The organism is Paenalcaligenes sp. Me52 (genome assembly GCF_050487965.1).
In the GTDB taxonomy this organism is placed as follows: Bacteria; Pseudomonadota; Gammaproteobacteria; order Burkholderiales; family Burkholderiaceae_B; genus Paenalcaligenes.
The window spans coordinates 154,360-171,264 of sequence record NZ_JBKQFO010000001.1; the positions used below are offsets into that span (position 1 = coordinate 154,360).

A 16,905-nucleotide genomic window follows, 5' to 3' on the forward strand; every position below is an offset into this window, starting at 1 on the left:
GGTGTTATTTCCATTACCGTGGTGCAGAAGGTCTGACTGACACCTCGCCCACAGACACTACCTGTGTACCCAGCGCATTACGCATCATTAATTGCCCTTGGGCGTTTATGCCTTGAGCTATACCAGTTTGTAGAATTTTATCGTTGTGCACGATATTGATGTTTTGGCCTAATAAAGCGTCTACCTGCGAAAAACGTTCTGGTAGCGAGGCAAAGCCGTAAGCCGTGGCTTCATTCATGGCGGTGTACAAGCCTGCTGCCATGGCGGCGACTAAGTCTGCGGGGCGATGAGCAAGCATCTCTACACATTCATTGCTAATGCTCTCCCAGTCGGCGACAGGGCGCTGTAAGGATTCACTTAGGGACTGCGCATCATTCAAGTTCAGCCCTATGCCAATGACGACTACATGATGATCTTTGCTTTCAGGAGCGGTGCTGGCTCTGGTGACTTCCGTCAGAATACCCGCGAGTTTCGCGTCATACCACAGCAGATCATTAGGCCATTTAAGTTTCAGTGCTACGCGGTGGCGCTCTGGTAGCAAGCTACGTAAGGCCTCACACGTGGCCACTCCGCATAACGGCGATAAGGTGGCTAGGGCTTGTGGCGGCACAAAAATGTCAAAAGCACAGGAGAACATCAGGTGTGCACCTTCACGGTTCTTCCATGTACGGCCTGCACGCCCTCTACCGCGATCTTGCAAATGTGCGCCACGTAGCCATGGGCGTAGCGAGGGATTATCTTCCCTGGCCCATTGCAGCAAATCGGCGTTGGTGGAGTCAGTACGGTCTACCCATTCAATACGTCGGAATTGAGGCAGGGCTTGGCGTAGCTGGGACACCATGCGACTGGGAGAAGTTAAGGAAGGCGCATGTTCAGACATGGTAATGACAGCGAGAAGTAGAAGTTCCGTTAGAATGCAGAATACATGTATCGCTATTATGGCATTTTGTGAGCTATGACACAGATTAGGAACGTGGTTTTTAATGGAGAGGCGGGCGCTATTGATTGTGCCGTGGATTGGCCAGAAGGCACGCCTCGTGGTTGGGCATTGGTGTTACACCCGCATCCTTTGCATGGTGGGGCACGGAATAACAAAGTGGTGACTACCATTGCCAAAGCCTGTACTCAGCATGGCTTGGTGGTAGTGCGGCCCGACTTCCGCGGAGTCGGAACATCGGCAGGCAGCTTTGATCATGCTAAGGGTGAAACGGCTGACATGCGTTTGTTGGTGCAGCAATTCCAGGCTGCCTATCCAGAATTAGCTGCAGGCAAATGGGCATTGGCGGGATTTTCCTTTGGTACTTCGGTAGCCGCTCAGTTGTACTCTTGTTTGGCTGAAGAGCAGCAGCGTGTGCCGGACGCATTGATTCTAACGGGGCCTGCTGTGGAGCGTTTCCGTTTCCGAGAATTGATGATTCCTGCTCATACCTATTTACTTCATGGCGAAGTGGATGAGGTAGTGCCTTTATCTGAAGCCATGGATTTTGCCAGAGCTCAAGATTTGGCTTTGACTGTGCTGCCTGATTCATCGCATTTTTTCCATGGCAAGCTGGTACAGCTACGTGAGTTGGTCGCTCAGCAATTGCAATTATTTGCTTGAGAAAAAGCCGGGTGTAAAAAATTGTATGCGTGACAGGCTGTAAGCGTGCTGTGCTCCTGTCATCTGCTTATAATGGGATGCAGCCGCCCGGCGTGGCCATTCAGAAATCAATCCGGAAATTACGCCAGTCTCATGAAATTTTTGTCCCGAATTCGTTCCAAGCTGAGTGTACGCACTCAGCCTATTACTCCTTTATTTATGCGCAAAAAAGTTGCAGCCGCTGTGATTGGTGTGCTGAGCTTTTCTTTGCCTGCTGCTGTTGCGCCCGTTTTTGCGATTGAGCCAGGTGTAGTGCAGACCGTAGGCCAGCTTTCTACTATTCCTGCCCCTACCTTGGGTGCTACCGCGTGGTTGAGCTTGGACGCTAACAGCGGCCAAGTCATTGCCGCACAAGGTTTGGATGATCAGGTAGAGCCTGCTTCACTGACCAAACTCATGACAGCTTTCTTGGTATTTGATGCCTTGGAAAAAGGGCGATTGAGCCTAGATCAGTTGGTGCCTATCTCTGAGTATGCATGGCGTACTGAAGGTTCCCGCATGTTTGTGGAGCCTAATACTCAAGTGAGCGTGAATGATCTGCTGCAAGGCGTGATCGTGCAATCTGGTAACGATGCAACTGTCGCCTTGGCAGAAGCAGTTGCCGGTAGCGAAGAGGCTTTTGTAACGCTGATGAATGAGGAAGCCGCCAGACAAGGGCTGACCCAAACGCATTTTGAGAATGCCAGTGGTTTGCCTGGTGCGACGCACCTGACTTCTGTGCGTGATCTAGGTACATTGGCACAAAATTTGGTGCAACGTTTTCCACAGCACCTGCACTACTACGGCCAAAAAGAGTTTGAGTACAACAAGATCAAACAGCCTAACCGCAACCGTCTACTGTGGTTGGACAATACGGTTGATGGCCTGAAAACAGGTCACACTAATTCTGCTGGTTACTGCTTGGTGTCGACGGCTGTACGCGATGGCCGCCGCATTATTTCGGTAGTGGTAGGTACAGCGAACGATGCAGCACGTACAGAAAACAGTCTGAAATTACTGAACTGGAGCTTCCAGAACTTTGAAACAGTAGAGTTGTACGGTGCCAGACAACCTGTAGTCAGTGCTCGTGTGTGGGAAGGTGAAGCTGAGTCAGTAGGCTTGGGGGTATCCAAGCCCGTGATGATTACTGTACCTCGCGGCCGTGCTGCTGAGCTGCAACCTATAGCTGAATATGCGCAGCCTTTGATTGCACCAGTTGCCGACAACGCTAAAGTGGGTCAGGTGAAGTTGATGCTGGGCGATACCGTCTTGCGTCAGGATGATTTGGTGGCCTTGGAAGCTGTGCCGCAAGCAGGCTTTTTTGGTCGTATGGCGGATAAAGTCCGCATGTGGTTTGAGTAAATATTATGACTGGAATCATTCCTCCTGAAGAATCGCTGATTGAATACCCCAGCGAATTTCCCATCAAAGTGATGGGCAAATCCGTGCCGGAGTTTGCAGAGGTTTTGACAGCACTGGTACTAGAGCATGACCCTGTGTTTGATATCACAACCATTGAGTCTCGTCCTAGCAAGAACGGCAATTACGTAGGCCTGACCTTCCGTATCACGGCCACATCGCGTGAGCAATTGGATAACCTATACCGTGCCTTGCACGGTCATCCATTGGTTTCCATGGTGTTGTAATGGCCTATATGATCACGCCGGTAATACGCCATTTAGGTACGAATATCAGTTACGACGAAACATGGCAGGCCATGCGACGTTTCACTGAGCAACGTACGGCAGAAACACCGGATGAGCTGTGGGTGCTAGAGCATGCTCCAGTCTATACGCTGGGGCAGGCGGGTATGGAAAGCCACGTCTTAAATGCGGCAGGTATCCCGTTGGTGCGTTCAGACCGAGGTGGTCAGGTGACGTACCACGGACCTGGGCAAGTCGTGGTGTACTGCCTTATAGATTTACGCAGAATAGGCTTATACGTAAAAGCGTATGTAGCAATGCTGGAGCAAGCTATTATCGATGTGTTAACGTCGGTAGGCTTGGACCAAGCATGTAGAAAAGTGGGTGCCCCTGGCGTGTACGTGCCGGGTAGTTGTGTCAGCCCTGTGGTGGCTCCGCCAGATGAGCTAGTGAAAGTAGCGGCTTTAGGCGTGAAGATCCGCAATGGCTGTAGTTACCACGGCTTAGCCTTAAATGTGAATATGGATTTGAATCCCTTTTTGGGGATTAATCCGTGTGGATATCAAGGACTACAAACCAGTGATCTACAGCACTGTGGCTTGCAATTGAGTACGGTAACAGTGGGTGAACTGCTCGTTTCGACTTTACAACAAGCCTTGTCCGATGCCGCAAAGCAGCATGAGTATTGCTCTGCCTGAGGGCGGCGAACATGATACCCTAGATTTTTAGTTGGTTTTGCACGCGTGTGCAGAGCCCATAATTTTGCTTTTGTATACCTTGCGGTGCTTGCTTTATGACTACCCTAGATACCACTGCTGAACGTAAACCTACGGTGCGTGCTCGTGATGAGCAGTACGACCCTACGGCTAAACAGACAGCACAGGCCAAGACATCACGTATCCCTATCAAAATCGTGCCTGTTGAGCGCTTGAAGAAACCAGAGTGGATTCGGGTGAAAGCGGCTGCTCCCAACTCACGTTTCCACGATATTAAAAAAATTCTGCGCGAAAGTAATCTATTTAGCGTGTGTGAAGAAGCTACCTGTCCGAATATTGGCGAGTGCTTCGGTAAAGGTACAGCGACGTTCATGATCATGGGCGAGAAATGTACCCGTCGTTGCCCGTTTTGTGATGTGGGGCACGGCAGACCAGACCCCTTGGATCAAGACGAGCCACGCAACTTGGCGAGTGCCATCGGCAAAATGCGTTTGTCGTATGTGGTGATCACATCGGTAGACCGTGATGACTTGCGTGATGGTGGTGCAGCTCACTTTGCTGAGTGTATTACCGAGATTCGTACGCAGTCCCCCAAAACTTCCATTGAAGTATTGGTGCCAGACTTCCGTGGCCGTTTGGACAAGGCATTGGATATCATGCAAGAGACACCTCCTGATGTGATGAATCACAACTTGGAAACAGTGCCTCGTTTGTACAAACAAGCCCGACCTGGTGCAGACTACCTGCACTCGTTGAAACTGCTAAAAGAGTTTAAAGATCGTTGTCCAACAGTGCCTACTAAATCTGGTTTGATGGTTGGCTTGGGCGAGACTGACGAGGAAATTCTGGAAGTGATGCGCGATATGCGTGCCCACAATATTGATATGTTGACCATTGGGCAGTACTTGCAACCGTCTGAACACCACTTGCCAGTCATGCGTTACGTGACACCTGAGCAATTTAAGGCTTTTGAAGACGCTGCTTATGAAATGGGCTTCACACATGCGGCAGTAGGTGCGATGGTGCGCTCGTCTTACCATGCTGATCAGCAGGCAGAACAAGCGGGTGCTTACGCGGCTGGTTAAGTTGTTCTGATTTGCTACGGCTTTATGCAAAATCCCTAGTCTGTGACTGGGGGTTTTCTTTTGGGCAAGTTATACAGAGTTTGTGGCCTAAGGCTCATGTAGACAGTCGTTGATCAGTGAGCCTTTACGGTCAATGCTGATAACTTATTTAGGCCGTGAACGTTGTAGTAGAAAGGCTGTATTCATCGCACGCTGTGGATGAGCCTTGGTTCTTGTGAATCCTGCAGCATAAACATGCTACCTATCAGCAGCTACCCAAGCAAAGGCCGTGGCAAGCGATGAAGGGAAGGCGGAGGGAAGTGTTTTTTTATTTGGTGTACAAATTAAAAAATACTTTCGCAGCCTAAGGCTACAGCTGTCAGTCTTTGATTAGCGGGCTTCTTATCCTCACTATTGATAATCCATTTAGGCGAAGAGTCGCTAACATGGGAATTCCCCAGAAGCTCACCGCCTTGATAGTAAGCAAGTATTACAAACTTCAAATGGTCTACAGTGTAAGTAGAAGCTCGTTATTGAGCTGGCGCTAGATGTTGTCATGAATGTGGGGCATGATGACAGTCACTATCCAATACCCTTTCTAGGAGAGTCTTATGGGACGCGTAGCAGAAAAAGTAGCATTGGTAACTGGGGGCGCTTTAGGCATTGGTCGTGCAACGGCCGAACTGCTGGCTCGTGAAGGTGCGAAGGTCGTGGTCACGGATGTGAAGCAAAAAGAAGGCGAGGAAGTGGTCGCACGTATTAAGGCGCAAGGAGGCGAGGCCATTTTTGTGCAGCACGATGCGTCCAGCGAAGATCAGTGGAAAGCGGCAATTGATGCCTCTTTCAAAGCCTTTGGTAAGTTGAATATTGTGGTCAATAACGCGGGTATTGCGTTGGGTAAAACAGTGGAAGACACCACCTTGGCTGAGTGGCGCAAAGTACAGGAAATTAACTTAGATGGCGTGTTTCTAGGTACTAAATACGGTATTGAGGCGCTACGCAAAAGTGGCGGCGGATCTATTGTGAATTTGTCCTCTATTGAAGGCTTGGTGGGGGATCCTGGTTTGGCAGCGTATAACGCGAGTAAGGGCGGCGTACGTATCTTCACCAAATCAGCAGCTCTGCATTGCGCACAAGCGGGTTATGGCATCCGCATTAACTCGGTACACCCTGGTTATATCTGGACACCGATGGTGGAAGGGTTAGCTGAAAGTGAGCAAACCGAGAAATACCAACGGTTGGTCAGTTTGCACCCTATTGGGCATTTGGGCGAGGCTGATGATATTGCGTACGGGATTTTGTATTTGGCCTCAGATGAGTCCAAATTTATGACCGGTTCAGAGCTGGTGATTGATGGCGGCTATACCGCGCAATAATCGAGTAAAGCTTAACGCTCTGTAACTTTCTGATGTGTGTGCAGGGGGATTGTGGCATGATTTGTCGCAATCCCACCTTTCTTAAGGAGTTTTCATCATGATACGCAAACCTTTATCGGCCATGCTGTGTACAGCAGCGCTAGTTGCTGGTCCTGTTGTCTTTTCTGAAGCAGCGCATGCGTGTACCCGTTTGGTGTATCACGGTGCAGACAATCAGATTGTGACCGCGCGCTCTATGGATTGGAAAACATCCATTGATACTAACTTGTGGATTTTTCCTCAAGGTATGAAGCGTTCTGGCGAGGCAGGTGAGAACTCGTTGGAATGGACATCTAAGTACGGTAGTGTGATTGCATCGGGCTACGATATTTCTACGACTGACGGTTTGAATGAAGCAGGTCTGTCAGCCAGCGTGTTGTGGTTGGTAGAGTCTGAATACCCTGTGCGTGATGAAGGCAAACCGGGTCTGACTATTGCTGCATGGGCGCAGTATGTACTGGATAACTTTGCGACAGTGTCTGAAGCGGTGGCAGAGCTAGAAAAAGAGCCTTTCACCCTGATTACCGATAACGTGCCAGGGGAGCAACGATTGGCGACATTACACTTGGCTATCTCTGATGCCAGTGGTGATAGCGCTATTGTGGAATACATTGATGGCAAACAGCATATCCATCACAGCCCTGAATACCAAGTGATGACTAACTCGCCTACCTATGACAAGCAGTTGGCGATGAATGAGTACTGGGAGCAAATTAGTGGCACAGTAATGTTGCCGGGTACCAATCGGTCAGCAGATCGTTTTGCTCGCGCCTCGTTTTACGTGAATGCTATCCCTAAAACCACTAATCAGCGTGAAACTATCGCGAGTGTGTTTAGCGTGATTCGTAACGTGTCGGTGCCTTATGGCATTACTACACCGGATCAACCTAACATCTCGTCTACGCGTTGGCGTACTGTGGCAGACCAAAAACGTCTGCATTATTTCTTTGAATCGGCCCTTACTCCCAATACTTTCTGGGTAGACCTGAGTAAGTTCGATTTGTCTGAAAAAACCGGCAAAGTATTGAAGCTGGAACTGGGTCCAGACCAGACTACAATTTACTCTGGCATGGTGAATGCTGAGTTCAAAGAAAGTAAGCCGTTTCAATTTTTAGGCGTATAAGCTTGTTGTGGTTAGGCCCCATGCGTGCGTGGGGCCGTTCAATACCCCTATGGGGTGGTGTAGAATCATGGCTTTTGCGCCCCTATCGCCATGCAACCCACTACATCTACTCAGGTTGACGATACGCAGCTTGTGTACGGCCCGTACGACAAGCCCCGTCCTTGGATCAGTTTTTTCGCTGCACTCCAACACTTATTAGCCATTATTGTGCCCATTGTGACGCCCGGTCTGCTGATTTGTCAGGCATTGGGTGTGTCGGCACACGATACTAACTTGATCTTGTCCATGTCCTTGGTGATTTCCGGGATTGCGACCTATGTGCAAAGCAAACGTTTTGGCCCTTTTGGTGCAGGTTTACTGATTGTGCAGGGTACAAGTTTCAACTTTGTAGGCCCGTTGATTGCAGGTGGAGCGTTGATGGTGAAGCAGGGCACACCTGTGGAAACCGTGATGGCGACCATCTTTGGTGTAGTGATTGCCGGCTCGTTTATTGAGATTGGTGTATCGCGCATACTGCCAGTGATTCGTAAGCTCATTACCCCATTGGTAACGGGTACGGTAGTGCTGCTGATTGGCTTGACGCTGATTAAAGTGGGTATTATCAGCATGGGCGGCGGTTACAGTGCGATGGGTAATGGTAGCTTTGCGAGTGGCGAAAACTTGCTACTGTCGTGCTCAGTGCTGGTGATCATCATTGTGTTGAACCGTATTCCGGTGGTGTGGGTACGTAGTGCAGCCATTGTGATTGCGTTGGCTGTTGGTTATGCCATGGCCGCCTACTTGGGCCGTTTAGATTTCAGTGGTTTAGAAAAAGCAGCTACTTTCCAAGTTCCTGTGCCACTGCACTTTGGTTTGGATTTTTCATGGGGATTGTTCATTCCCATGATTGTGATTTATCTGGTGACTTCCTTGGAAGCCATTGGTGATGTGACAGCGACCAGTAAGATCTCCCAAGAGCCTGTAGAAGGCCCTGTATGGATGCAGCGCATTAAGGGTGGTGTATTGGTGAACGGTGTGAACTCGCTGTTGGCTGGCATTTTCAACACATTCCCAAGCTCTGTGTTTGCACAGAATAACGGCGTGATTCAGCTAACTGGCGTGGCCAGCCGTCACGTAGGTATTTGGATTGCCGGTATGTTGATGATTCTGGGCTTGTTCCCTGTGGTGTCGGGTGTGCTGCAAGCCGTACCGGAGCCTGTGTTGGGTGGTGCGGTGATGGTGATGTTTGGTGCTGTAGCGGCTTCAGGGATCAACATTCTGGCTGGTACCACCTTGGATCGTCGATCTTTGTTGATTATTGCGGTATCTCTAGGTCTGGGCTTGGGTGTATCGGAAGTACCGGAATTGTTGGCAAATGTGCCAGAAGGCGTACGTAATGTATTGGGTTCTGGTGTGGCCACAGGCGGTATTTGTGCGCTGTTGATGAATTGGTTCTTGCCAGATCGCACTCAGAAAGAGGCGTAAACCTATAGCGTAGCTATAACGGTTGTTAATGACAAAAACACCCCAAACGAGATGATCCGTTTGGGGTGTTTTTTGTATGTGCTAGTCAGAGTATGCGTATGGTGCTGATTAGCCTGTGAGTTGAGAGGCAACCAATCGCTTAAATGGTTGTAGCGCATCAGCGGCTTTAAGCACTGTTTTGCGCAAGAAACGAGCCGGTGCCAGATCGTTGGTGTATAGCGCAATCACCATGTTTGTAGCGGCGTACAAAGGTAAGCTACTGCGCCTGTGGGCATGTGTGTAGCTTTGTAGCAGCTCAGCAGAGGCAATGTCTTTACCTTGTTGGAAGGCCGTGATCACGCGTTCGCTAAGGTGCTTGACGCTGAGTGCGCCTAGGTTGAAGCCATGAGCGGTAACAGGGTGCATACCAACAGCGGCATCACCAATCAGGGCGAAACGAGGGTTATGGAAACGGAAGGCATAAGCGCCCACTAGTGGGTACACATTGCGTTCGCTGATGCGTTGCATGGAGCCCAATTGATACTCATAGCGTTGGCTAATGTCTTGATCAAAGGCCTCATCATCCAGACGCTGCAATGCCTGCATCGCATGGTGGGGTAGGGTGAGTACCACAGAGGCTTGTTGACCGTTTAACGGTAGTAAGGCTCGTGTTTGACCATAGCCAAACCATTCCCAAGCCACATGATCGTGTGGGACTTCATGTTTGACCCTGAACACCATCATGCTCTTACCGTAGTCGTGCATTTGGGCGGGAATGCCTTGGGCTCTACGGGTTTCAGAGAAACGGCTGTCGGCGGCGACGAGTAAACGGCTGCTAATCGTACGGCCATCCTCTAGCTCTACCTCAGCACCGTGTGAGTGCGTGCGTGTATGACGTATTTGTATGCTATCAAAAATGTGTACACGTTCTTGTGTAGCGCATTGTGTGAATGCGGCCTGGCGAATCAAGTGATTAGGGATGAGCCAGCCCAACTGTGATTGCTTGCCCAGGTCAGGCCCTATGTTCATACCTTTGAGTGCATGCCCATCCAAGACTTTCGCATGACGTAAATCGGATACTTCTTCAGCAGGAAAATGCTCCCATAGTCCCCAGTCTTGCAACAAGCGTTGAGATTCGTGGGTTAGTGCAATTTCACGGCCGTCAAATGCGGGTTCAGCCAGCGCTTTGCGCGGCTGTCGTTCCAGTACTACCACGTTCATGCCTGCGCGAGCCAGTGTGTAGGCCAAGCACAATCCTGTCGGCCCTGCCCCGACAATGGTTACGTCTACGTTCATGTCACCATACCTTTATAGTGTGAAGTCAGTCTCAGCCATTCTAGGGGGTAGGGCGTGTCGTGGCTTTGATCTGCGCTAAGAGATGTGGGAACGGAGATTGGGACAGCAGGGAGTGCTACGGCCATGCCGTGTTGGTGATGATGGACGACAAGAAACAAAGGCGTTACCAAGATAATCCTTGATAACGCCTTGTGTTGAGCCTTTGGGTAAAGGAGCGATGCCTGTTACACCTGTGCGCACTGCACCTGTGAAACTTGGCTTTCGGGTGGTACGTCGCGTGTCAGCCAGACGTTACCGCCAATGACGGAACCGCGACCAATGGTGACGCGACCCAGAATGGTAGCTCCGGCGTAAATCACCACATCGTCTTCTACTATAGGGTGACGTGGATTGCCTTTGACTAAGGACCCATCGTCGGACACTGGGAAGCGTTTAGCACCTAGCGTGACCTGCTGATACAGACGTACATTACGGCCAATAATGGCGGTTTCACCAATGACCACACCTGTACCGTGATCAATAAAGAAGCTTTCTGCAATTTGCGCACCGGGGTGTATATCTATACCGGTTTGCGAGTGAGCAATCTCAGTAATTAACCGTGCCAGCAACGGCACACCGCGTTTGTACAGTGGGTGTGCTATGCGGTGGGCAATAATAGCGGTCACACCGGGGTAGCACAACAGCACTTCGGAGGTGCTGCCTGCTGCGGGGTCACCCTGATAGGCGGCACGAATGTCACTGACTAACAATGCGCGTACGGCAGGCAACTCGGCAGCGAATTCGCGTGTAATGGCAATGGCCTCTTGTTCTATGCTGTCGTCATCACAGTTCTCACGGCCTGGCACAAAACAGAGTGCGCGTCGCACTTGTTCTACCAAGATGGCCAGCGTGGAGCTGAGGGTAGTGCCTACGTAGTAATCGATGGTTTCAGCCGTAAGATCGGCGTGACCGTAGTGTGTAGGAAACATCGCGGCCGATAAACCTTTGATGATGCCTTGCACGGCTTCACGGGAGGGAAGCTCGCGGACACGACCCAAATAACGAATCTTATGGGTGACTTCTCTAGACTCACGCAATGCCGCCACAATGTTCTCAACTCCCCAATGAGAGTGGGCAAGGCTGGCACGCTGAGCGGGGTTGGATCTGGAGTTCATATACATACCTAAAATGACATGTGTATATTATGTGTCTTGTGCACTCATTCAGGAAGCCCCCCATGTTCGAAGATGCAGAAACCGATCCTTGTTTAAGCAAAGAAGAGGCGCAGCAGCGCATTGCTGAATTACGTACCGCCTTGCAGCATCAGCAGTATCGCCGTCTGCATGAACAACAACAAAGCTTGCTGATCGTGGTGGCAGGTATAGATGGGGCCGGTAAGGGTAGTGCCATTAACCAGTTAAATACTTGGCTAGATCCTAGGTATGTGCATACCTTAGCCTACGGTAAGCTGACGTCCGGAGAGGCAATGCGTCCGGCTATGTGGCGGTATTGGCGTGATTTACCTGCCAAGGGCAGTATAGGACTGGTGTTTGGCTCATGGTACGCCTCATTGCTGAGTGAGGCTGTACGTAAGCGCCCAGATCACGACAAAATTATGTTGTACGCCACATTGATCAACCGTTTTGAAGCCATGTTGGCAGCAGAAAATGTACAGGTGGTGAAGCTGTGGTATCACTTGTCCAAGCAGGCACAACATGAGCGTACCCAGCGTTTATTAGCAGACCCTGCTACGGCCTGGCGGGTAACCAAAGCTGATCTGAAGGTGCAGAAGAAGTTTGAACGTTTACGCCATGCCGCACAAACCACGCTAGAACTCACCACGCGTAGCTACGCACCGTGGGTAATTGTGCCCAGCGCTGATGACAATTTACGTGCAGTGCGCACCGCTGAGGTCGTGTTGCATGCATTACAGCAGCCACTGGGGCAAGCTATCCATTTGGATGAGGCACCCGCGTTGCCGATGGCAGCGCACAAAGCCAGCTTGCGCGGGGTGGATTACCGCACGCAACTGAAAAAAGATAACTATGCGGAGCAACTCAGCCACTGGCAAGGGCGATTAGCCCAAGTGGTACGTAGTGATAGCTTTAAAAAGCGCTCTTTAGTATTGGCGTTTGAGGGCCAAGATGCTGCGGGTAAAGGGGGCGCGATACGTCGTGTCACGGAGGCCTTAGATGTGCGTGCTTATGCAGTGCATCCTATTGCAGCACCTTCAACTGAGGAGTTGGCTCGTCCGTATTTATGGCGATTCTGGCGCTCGTTGCCTCGTCATGGGCATGCAGCCATTTTTGACCGTTCTTGGTATGGGCGAGTGTTGGTAGAGCGGGTAGAAAAGTTGACCAGTCCTACACGCTGGCGTCAGGCATATGACGAAATTAATAGCTTTGAGTCGCAAATGGTGGCCAATGGCACGGTAGTGATTAAGTTCTGGCTGGCCGTATCCAAAGGGGAGCAGTTGCGTCGCTTCCAAGAGCGCGAAGAGTCTCCTTTTAAGCAATTCAAGATTACCGAGGAAGACTGGCGCAATCGCAAAAAGTGGTTGGCTTACCATACTGCTACTGAAGATATGCTGAAACACACCAATACCATGCTGGCACCGTGGTATGTGATTCCTGCAGACGACAAACGTTACGCGCGTGTAGAGGTACTGAAACACATTGTGTTAACGCTAGAAGGCTTGGATAAGCAAGAGGTTTTGTATAGTGAGCCGCCGGTTCCACAACAGAGTAGTGAGATACTGTAAGGGATTAGTAAGCAATTAGTGTGAATATTGTAATGGCCTTACAGAATGAGTCACTATAAATGGGTATAATTTACTTTTTACCCATTTATCCCAAATGATCAGTGTGTTGTGAATACTAAAAAACATTTAAATCAAGAAGAGAGCACTACAGAAATAGACTTGTCAGAATTAATACGGTCTTTGGGACAACAGTGGAAATTGATTGCCGGAGTTATGGCAGCCGTATTTTCCCTGGCAGTGGTATATGTGATTGTTGCGAATCCGGTATACCAAGCAAAAAGTGTTCTGCGCGTAGCTGAGTTACGAGATTTAGACCGTTTAAATTTGTTGGATCTGTATTCTTTAGATAGGGAAGTAGCATTACAGCAGATAGGGAACGAGTTAGAGTCGTACAGTACACGACTGGATTTCTTCCGTGAGAATCCTGAGCTATTCAAAGCCCTGGAAAGTCCTATGCGCTCGTTAGAACAGTCATTTGACGCATTTAACGTAGATGCTTTTAAAGTGACGCGCTCTGAGTCTGAGCGGAAGGATGGGCAGCGACGTAGCCGCTACGTAGAGATTGTGATGGAGTACTCGGAAGGGTTGGATGGGCCGGTAATCCTTAATAACTTAGTGTCTTATGTGCATACGCAAGAGCAAGAGCGTGTGAAGTCTGACGTCTTGGCGCTCGCTGATAATCGTATTGAACGCCTAGAGCGACAGTTGAATATTGCCTTAGTGGGCTATCAGGCGGCGGTAGAGATGGAAGTCGCACAACTGCGTGAGCAAGACATACTTAAGCAAAATGAGCTCGAGGATGAGCTGAGTGCGCTGCGACTAGAGTTAAAAAATCAGCGCTTGAATAGATTAGAAAAACTCAATGAGGCTATTTATATTGCCACAGAGTTGGGGATTAAGAACCCAACTACTTTAATAAGCCTTTCTCAAGAACAGCAGCAAAGATTAAGTACTAATGTTATTCGTGCGGAAATCAATGCTAAAAATAAAGACCCATTATATTTTATGGGAACGAGAGCGTTGTTGGCCGAAAAAGAGATATTAAGTGTGCGTGAATCTGATGATTTTATGGAGCCGCGCATTGCCAAAATATATAAAGAGTTAGAGTTATTGAAAAATAACAGACGAGTTGAAATGTTATTGGCGCGTGATAACGAAAAACTTTTCTTGGAATCTAATTCTCAAATTCGTTCAGATATTGCACGTTTGCAAGAACTAAAATCTGATTTTGGTAATTTGCGTTTGGTACGTTTAGATCAATTGGCGGTAGAGCCTGTAGCACCTGTACGCCCTAAACGTCTTCTGATTTTATTGTTGAGTGTGGTGTTGGGTGGGATACTTGGTGTGAGCGTTGCACTAGGGCGTAGCCTACTGCGGCAGCGATAAGAACATGGGTTTATAGCGTTTCGTTAGGCGGCCCTTTACTTCGATGGAGTAAAGGGTTTTTTATTTCGCTGAATATGAGAATGGTTGTTATTTGCGATTAAGAAAGATAAAAAGGGATAATTTTGTCTATTTATTAGTGGTTTAAAATTGCAATGTTCGTTACAGTCCATAAAATATGATTGTCTATAAGGTAACGAGATGATTCGTAACCTTGTTAAATATATTCGTTTATACTTCAGCGATGTATTATAAAAAGAACAATACAGTAGGTTACATTCCATATAACAAGTTTCAGGTATATACGCACAGTGAGTGAGCACAGCACAAAGCAGCCGAATAACGGCATGGCTACAGATGAAATCGATTTGCTGGGGTTATTTGGCGCGATATGGAAACAGCGCTTATTAATCTTGGTAATAACTCTTGTTGTGACAGCGTGTGCAGCGCTGTATGCCTTTCTTGTAACTCCACAGTATCAAGTGAAGAGTGTCCTGCGAATTGCGCAGCTCAAAGACCTAGATAGGTTGAACTCATTGGGGTTGATGAAGCTGGATGGCACAGCGGCCCTAGAAATGGTAGGGCAAGAGCTAGAGTCTTATAGTTTGCGCCAAGAGTTCTTTGAAGAGCACCCTGATCTTTTTGCCAAGTTGCAGAAGGGCGATCTGACAGTCGAGCAAGCTTTCGCACAATTCAATAATGAGGCCTTTAAAGTCTTGTGGCCACCTATTCCTCCCAATGGCGCAACACAAACCAACGTGTTTGTGGGGTTGGAAATGACATACCCGGCAGGTTTGGACGGAGCAAAAATTCTGAATGAATTAGTGCGTTTCGTACTGCAAAAAGGGCAAGACCGCGTCAAACAAAACATTGATGTGCTTATCACTAACCGTATAGAGCTGCTACAGCGTAAGTTGCGTGCAGCAAAAGTGGCCTATGAGGCGTCTATTGAGTCGCAGGTTGAAAACCTGAAAGAACTGGATACGCTGAAGCGTCACCAGTTGGAAGACGAGCTGGTCGCGTTGCGTTTAGAGCTGAAAATACAACGTCAAAACCGTTTGGCAGCATTGAATGAGGCTATCGAGATTGCACAGAAACTGGGCATAGAAAATCCAACTACCTTACTAGGCATATCGCAGGTGATGTCGCCGTCACGCGTAGGGACCAGCGTTATCAGCACTGGTGTAGCAGGGCAAGAAGAACCGCTGTATTTCTTAGGGACTCGCGCTTTGCGTGCAGAGCGTGAAACGTTGTTGGCGCGTGAGACTGACGACTTTGAGGCCCCACGTATTGCTGAGATCTTCAAAGAACTAGAGCTGCTAAAGAACAACCGTCATATCGAAATGCTGGAGTCTCGTGAGAACGAGCAGGTGTTCTTGAAATCCCAAGCAGAGATACGTTCTGAAATTGCGGGCTTGGAAAGTATGCGTGTAGATTTGAGTGATATACGTTTGGTAAGACTGGACCAGTCTGCAGTAGAACCGCTGAGACCTGTGAAACCACAACGAAAACTCATTGTGCTTTTGGCTTTGATGGGTGGTTTGATTCTAGGTGTGATGGTGGCACTGGTACGTAGTTTGGTGCTCTCTACCCAAAAAGTCTAAGCGTAGTAAATGATAAAAACCCCGGAACCGTATGATGCGGATCCGGGGTTTTTTATGCGCCAAAAATCGCTACACTAGAGGTTTGACGATTAGCGATAGCCTTGCGAGACGCAGGGTGTGCCAGAGACGACTGAATGAGCGCTTTATATTCCAATTTGCTGACACTGAATGTGGATCAGCACCCCGATCTGAAGATCAAAACCCTAGACGACCATTTTGCATTTGCGCGATCCATGCACGTGATGCCGCTGAGCATTAGTGAGTTTGGTGCAGCGGCGGGGCATTATCCTATCGTGTTTGTACAAGGCGCTGATCAGCTGTTTTATGCCATGGCATTGACGGGTTTGGAACCTGACAGTAACTTGTTTGTGGATAACGCGGGTCGCTGGGAAGCAGAAACCTATGTACCGGCATTCGTACGCCGTTACCCCTTTATGTTGGGCACGTCAGATGACGGTCAAGCGTTGGCGGTGCAGGTAGATGCTGATTACGCTGGTTTGCGTCATGCCGAAGGCGTAGCGTGTTTTGAGGATGGCGAAGCGACTGAGTACCTGCAGCAAGTCATGAGCTTCTTGCGCGCTTACCAAAACGAAATGGCTGCGACTCAACAGTTTGTAAACCGACTGCATCAGTTGGGTTTATTGGTGCCACAACAAATTACCGTGAGCGATGAGTTGGGCCCAGATAAAACCCTGGGTGGTTTCTGGGTAATTGATGACAAAGGCTATAACGACCTGGATGATCAGCGCATTGTTGAGATGTTCCACAATGGTTTCTTGCGGTTGATTGAGCAGCATAAATTGTCGTTGAACCGTATTCAAACGTTGGCGCGTCGCGCAGAACGACGTTTGCAGCACTAA

At 49.1% G+C, this 16,905-nt stretch carries 15 protein-coding genes; 12 read left to right on the forward strand and 3 right to left on the reverse strand.

Features of this window, described 5'->3' with window-relative positions; translation table 11 throughout:
- Positions 1 to 13: 13 nt before the first annotated feature.
- The gene (locus tag ACLO87_RS00730; RefSeq protein ID WP_430222501.1) at positions 14 to 880 is read right to left on the reverse strand and encodes a biotin--[acetyl-CoA-carboxylase] ligase; all 867 of its coding nucleotides are present in this window, start codon (positions 878 to 880) and stop codon (positions 14 to 16) included.
- A 75-nt stretch (positions 881 to 955) separates the two neighbouring features.
- Between ACLO87_RS00730 and ACLO87_RS00735 the strand changes: the two genes are divergently transcribed.
- The 8 genes from ACLO87_RS00735 (at position 956) to ACLO87_RS00770 (ending at position 9,043) form a co-directional block, all read left to right on the forward strand.
- Positions 956 to 1,600: an alpha/beta hydrolase gene (locus ACLO87_RS00735; RefSeq protein WP_430222502.1), complete on the forward strand. Its 645-nt coding sequence runs from the start codon at positions 956 to 958 to the stop codon at positions 1,598 to 1,600.
- A gap of 198 nt (positions 1,601 to 1,798) precedes the next feature.
- Positions 1,799 to 2,980, forward strand: coding sequence for a D-alanyl-D-alanine carboxypeptidase family protein (locus ACLO87_RS00740; RefSeq protein WP_135866127.1), 1,182 nt, complete (start codon positions 1,799 to 1,801; stop codon positions 2,978 to 2,980).
- Positions 2,981 to 2,985: 5 nt separating this feature from the next.
- Positions 2,986 to 3,264 carry a DUF493 family protein gene (locus ACLO87_RS00745; RefSeq protein ID WP_135866118.1) on the forward strand — a complete coding sequence of 93 codons (279 nt, stop codon included), beginning with the start codon at positions 2,986 to 2,988 and terminating at the stop codon, positions 3,262 to 3,264.
- Positions 3,264 to 3,959 carry a lipoyl(octanoyl) transferase LipB gene (lipB, locus tag ACLO87_RS00750; protein ID WP_430222503.1) on the forward strand — a complete coding sequence of 232 codons (696 nt, stop codon included), beginning with the start codon at positions 3,264 to 3,266 and terminating at the stop codon, positions 3,957 to 3,959. The genes ACLO87_RS00745 and lipB overlap by 1 nt, the downstream gene beginning before the upstream one ends.
- A gap of 95 nt (positions 3,960 to 4,054) precedes the next feature.
- Entirely contained in the window at positions 4,055 to 5,062 is a 1,008-nt protein-coding gene (gene lipA, locus ACLO87_RS00755; protein ID WP_430222504.1) for a lipoyl synthase, read from the forward strand.
- Between the two features lie 590 nt (positions 5,063 to 5,652).
- Positions 5,653 to 6,417 carry an SDR family oxidoreductase gene (locus ACLO87_RS00760; RefSeq protein ID WP_135865713.1) on the forward strand — a complete coding sequence of 255 codons (765 nt, stop codon included), beginning with the start codon at positions 5,653 to 5,655 and terminating at the stop codon, positions 6,415 to 6,417.
- A 121-nt stretch (positions 6,418 to 6,538) separates the two neighbouring features.
- Positions 6,539 to 7,579 (forward strand): linear amide C-N hydrolase, encoded by a 1,041-nt coding sequence (locus ACLO87_RS00765; RefSeq protein WP_430223704.1) that lies wholly within the window; start codon positions 6,539 to 6,541, stop codon positions 7,577 to 7,579.
- 90 nt (positions 7,580 to 7,669) lie between these two features.
- A complete protein-coding gene (locus ACLO87_RS00770; protein ID WP_430222505.1) occupies positions 7,670 to 9,043 on the forward strand; it encodes a nucleobase:cation symporter-2 family protein in 1,374 nt (457 codons plus the stop codon).
- A gap of 108 nt (positions 9,044 to 9,151) precedes the next feature.
- Here ACLO87_RS00770 and ubiM read toward each other — a convergent pair whose 3' ends face one another.
- Positions 9,152 to 10,318 carry a 5-demethoxyubiquinol-8 5-hydroxylase UbiM gene (ubiM, locus tag ACLO87_RS00775; RefSeq protein ID WP_430222506.1) on the reverse strand — a complete coding sequence of 389 codons (1,167 nt, stop codon included), beginning with the start codon at positions 10,316 to 10,318 and terminating at the stop codon, positions 9,152 to 9,154.
- A 224-nt stretch (positions 10,319 to 10,542) separates the two neighbouring features.
- Positions 10,543 to 11,472, reverse strand: a complete 930-nt coding sequence (gene epsC, locus ACLO87_RS00780; protein WP_135865705.1) for a serine O-acetyltransferase EpsC — start codon at positions 11,470 to 11,472, stop codon at positions 10,543 to 10,545.
- A 62-nt stretch (positions 11,473 to 11,534) separates the two neighbouring features.
- On the opposite strand from epsC, the gene pap reads away from it, so the two are divergent.
- From pap to ACLO87_RS00800, 4 genes are all read left to right on the forward strand, one after another.
- On the forward strand, positions 11,535 to 13,058 hold the full coding sequence (gene pap / locus ACLO87_RS00785; RefSeq protein ID WP_135865704.1) for a polyphosphate:AMP phosphotransferase: 1,524 nt from the start codon (positions 11,535 to 11,537) through the stop codon (positions 13,056 to 13,058).
- Between the two features lie 108 nt (positions 13,059 to 13,166).
- Complete coding sequence (locus tag ACLO87_RS00790; protein ID WP_430222507.1) at positions 13,167 to 14,444, forward strand: Wzz/FepE/Etk N-terminal domain-containing protein; 1,278 nt, start codon at positions 13,167 to 13,169, stop codon at positions 14,442 to 14,444.
- 344 nt (positions 14,445 to 14,788) lie between these two features.
- On the forward strand, positions 14,789 to 16,045 hold the full coding sequence (locus ACLO87_RS00795; RefSeq protein ID WP_430222508.1) for a Wzz/FepE/Etk N-terminal domain-containing protein: 1,257 nt from the start codon (positions 14,789 to 14,791) through the stop codon (positions 16,043 to 16,045).
- Between the two features lie 134 nt (positions 16,046 to 16,179).
- Complete coding sequence (locus ACLO87_RS00800; RefSeq protein WP_430222509.1) at positions 16,180 to 16,905, forward strand: SapC family protein; 726 nt, start codon at positions 16,180 to 16,182, stop codon at positions 16,903 to 16,905.

Bases quoted from the DNA above. Each gene is read 5' to 3' on its own strand.
- ACLO87_RS00765 (WP_430223704.1), top strand. From the start codon at position 6,539: ATGCTGTGTACAGCAGCGCTAGTTGCTGGTCCTGTTGTCTTTTCTGAA.
- pap (WP_135865704.1), top strand. From the start codon at position 11,535: ATGTTCGAAGATGCAGAAACCGATCCTTGTTTAAGCAAAGAAGAGGCG.
- ACLO87_RS00735 (WP_430222502.1), top strand. From the start codon at position 956: ATGACACAGATTAGGAACGTGGTTTTTAATGGAGAGGCGGGCGCTATT.
- ACLO87_RS00795 (WP_430222508.1), top strand. From the start codon at position 14,789: ATGGCTACAGATGAAATCGATTTGCTGGGGTTATTTGGCGCGATATGG.
- ACLO87_RS00770 (WP_430222505.1), top strand. From the start codon at position 7,670: ATGCAACCCACTACATCTACTCAGGTTGACGATACGCAGCTTGTGTAC.
- ACLO87_RS00730 (WP_430222501.1), bottom strand. From the start codon at position 880: ATGTCTGAACATGCGCCTTCCTTAACTTCTCCCAGTCGCATGGTGTCC.
- ACLO87_RS00800 (WP_430222509.1), top strand. From the start codon at position 16,180: ATGAGCGCTTTATATTCCAATTTGCTGACACTGAATGTGGATCAGCAC.
- lipB (WP_430222503.1), top strand. From the start codon at position 3,264: ATGGCCTATATGATCACGCCGGTAATACGCCATTTAGGTACGAATATC.
- ACLO87_RS00745 (WP_135866118.1), top strand. From the start codon at position 2,986: ATGACTGGAATCATTCCTCCTGAAGAATCGCTGATTGAATACCCCAGC.
- ACLO87_RS00760 (WP_135865713.1), top strand. From the start codon at position 5,653: ATGGGACGCGTAGCAGAAAAAGTAGCATTGGTAACTGGGGGCGCTTTA.
- lipA (WP_430222504.1), top strand. From the start codon at position 4,055: ATGACTACCCTAGATACCACTGCTGAACGTAAACCTACGGTGCGTGCT.
- ACLO87_RS00740 (WP_135866127.1), top strand. From the start codon at position 1,799: ATGCGCAAAAAAGTTGCAGCCGCTGTGATTGGTGTGCTGAGCTTTTCT.
- epsC (WP_135865705.1), bottom strand. From the start codon at position 11,472: ATGAACTCCAGATCCAACCCCGCTCAGCGTGCCAGCCTTGCCCACTCT.
- ubiM (WP_430222506.1), bottom strand. From the start codon at position 10,318: ATGAACGTAGACGTAACCATTGTCGGGGCAGGGCCGACAGGATTGTGC.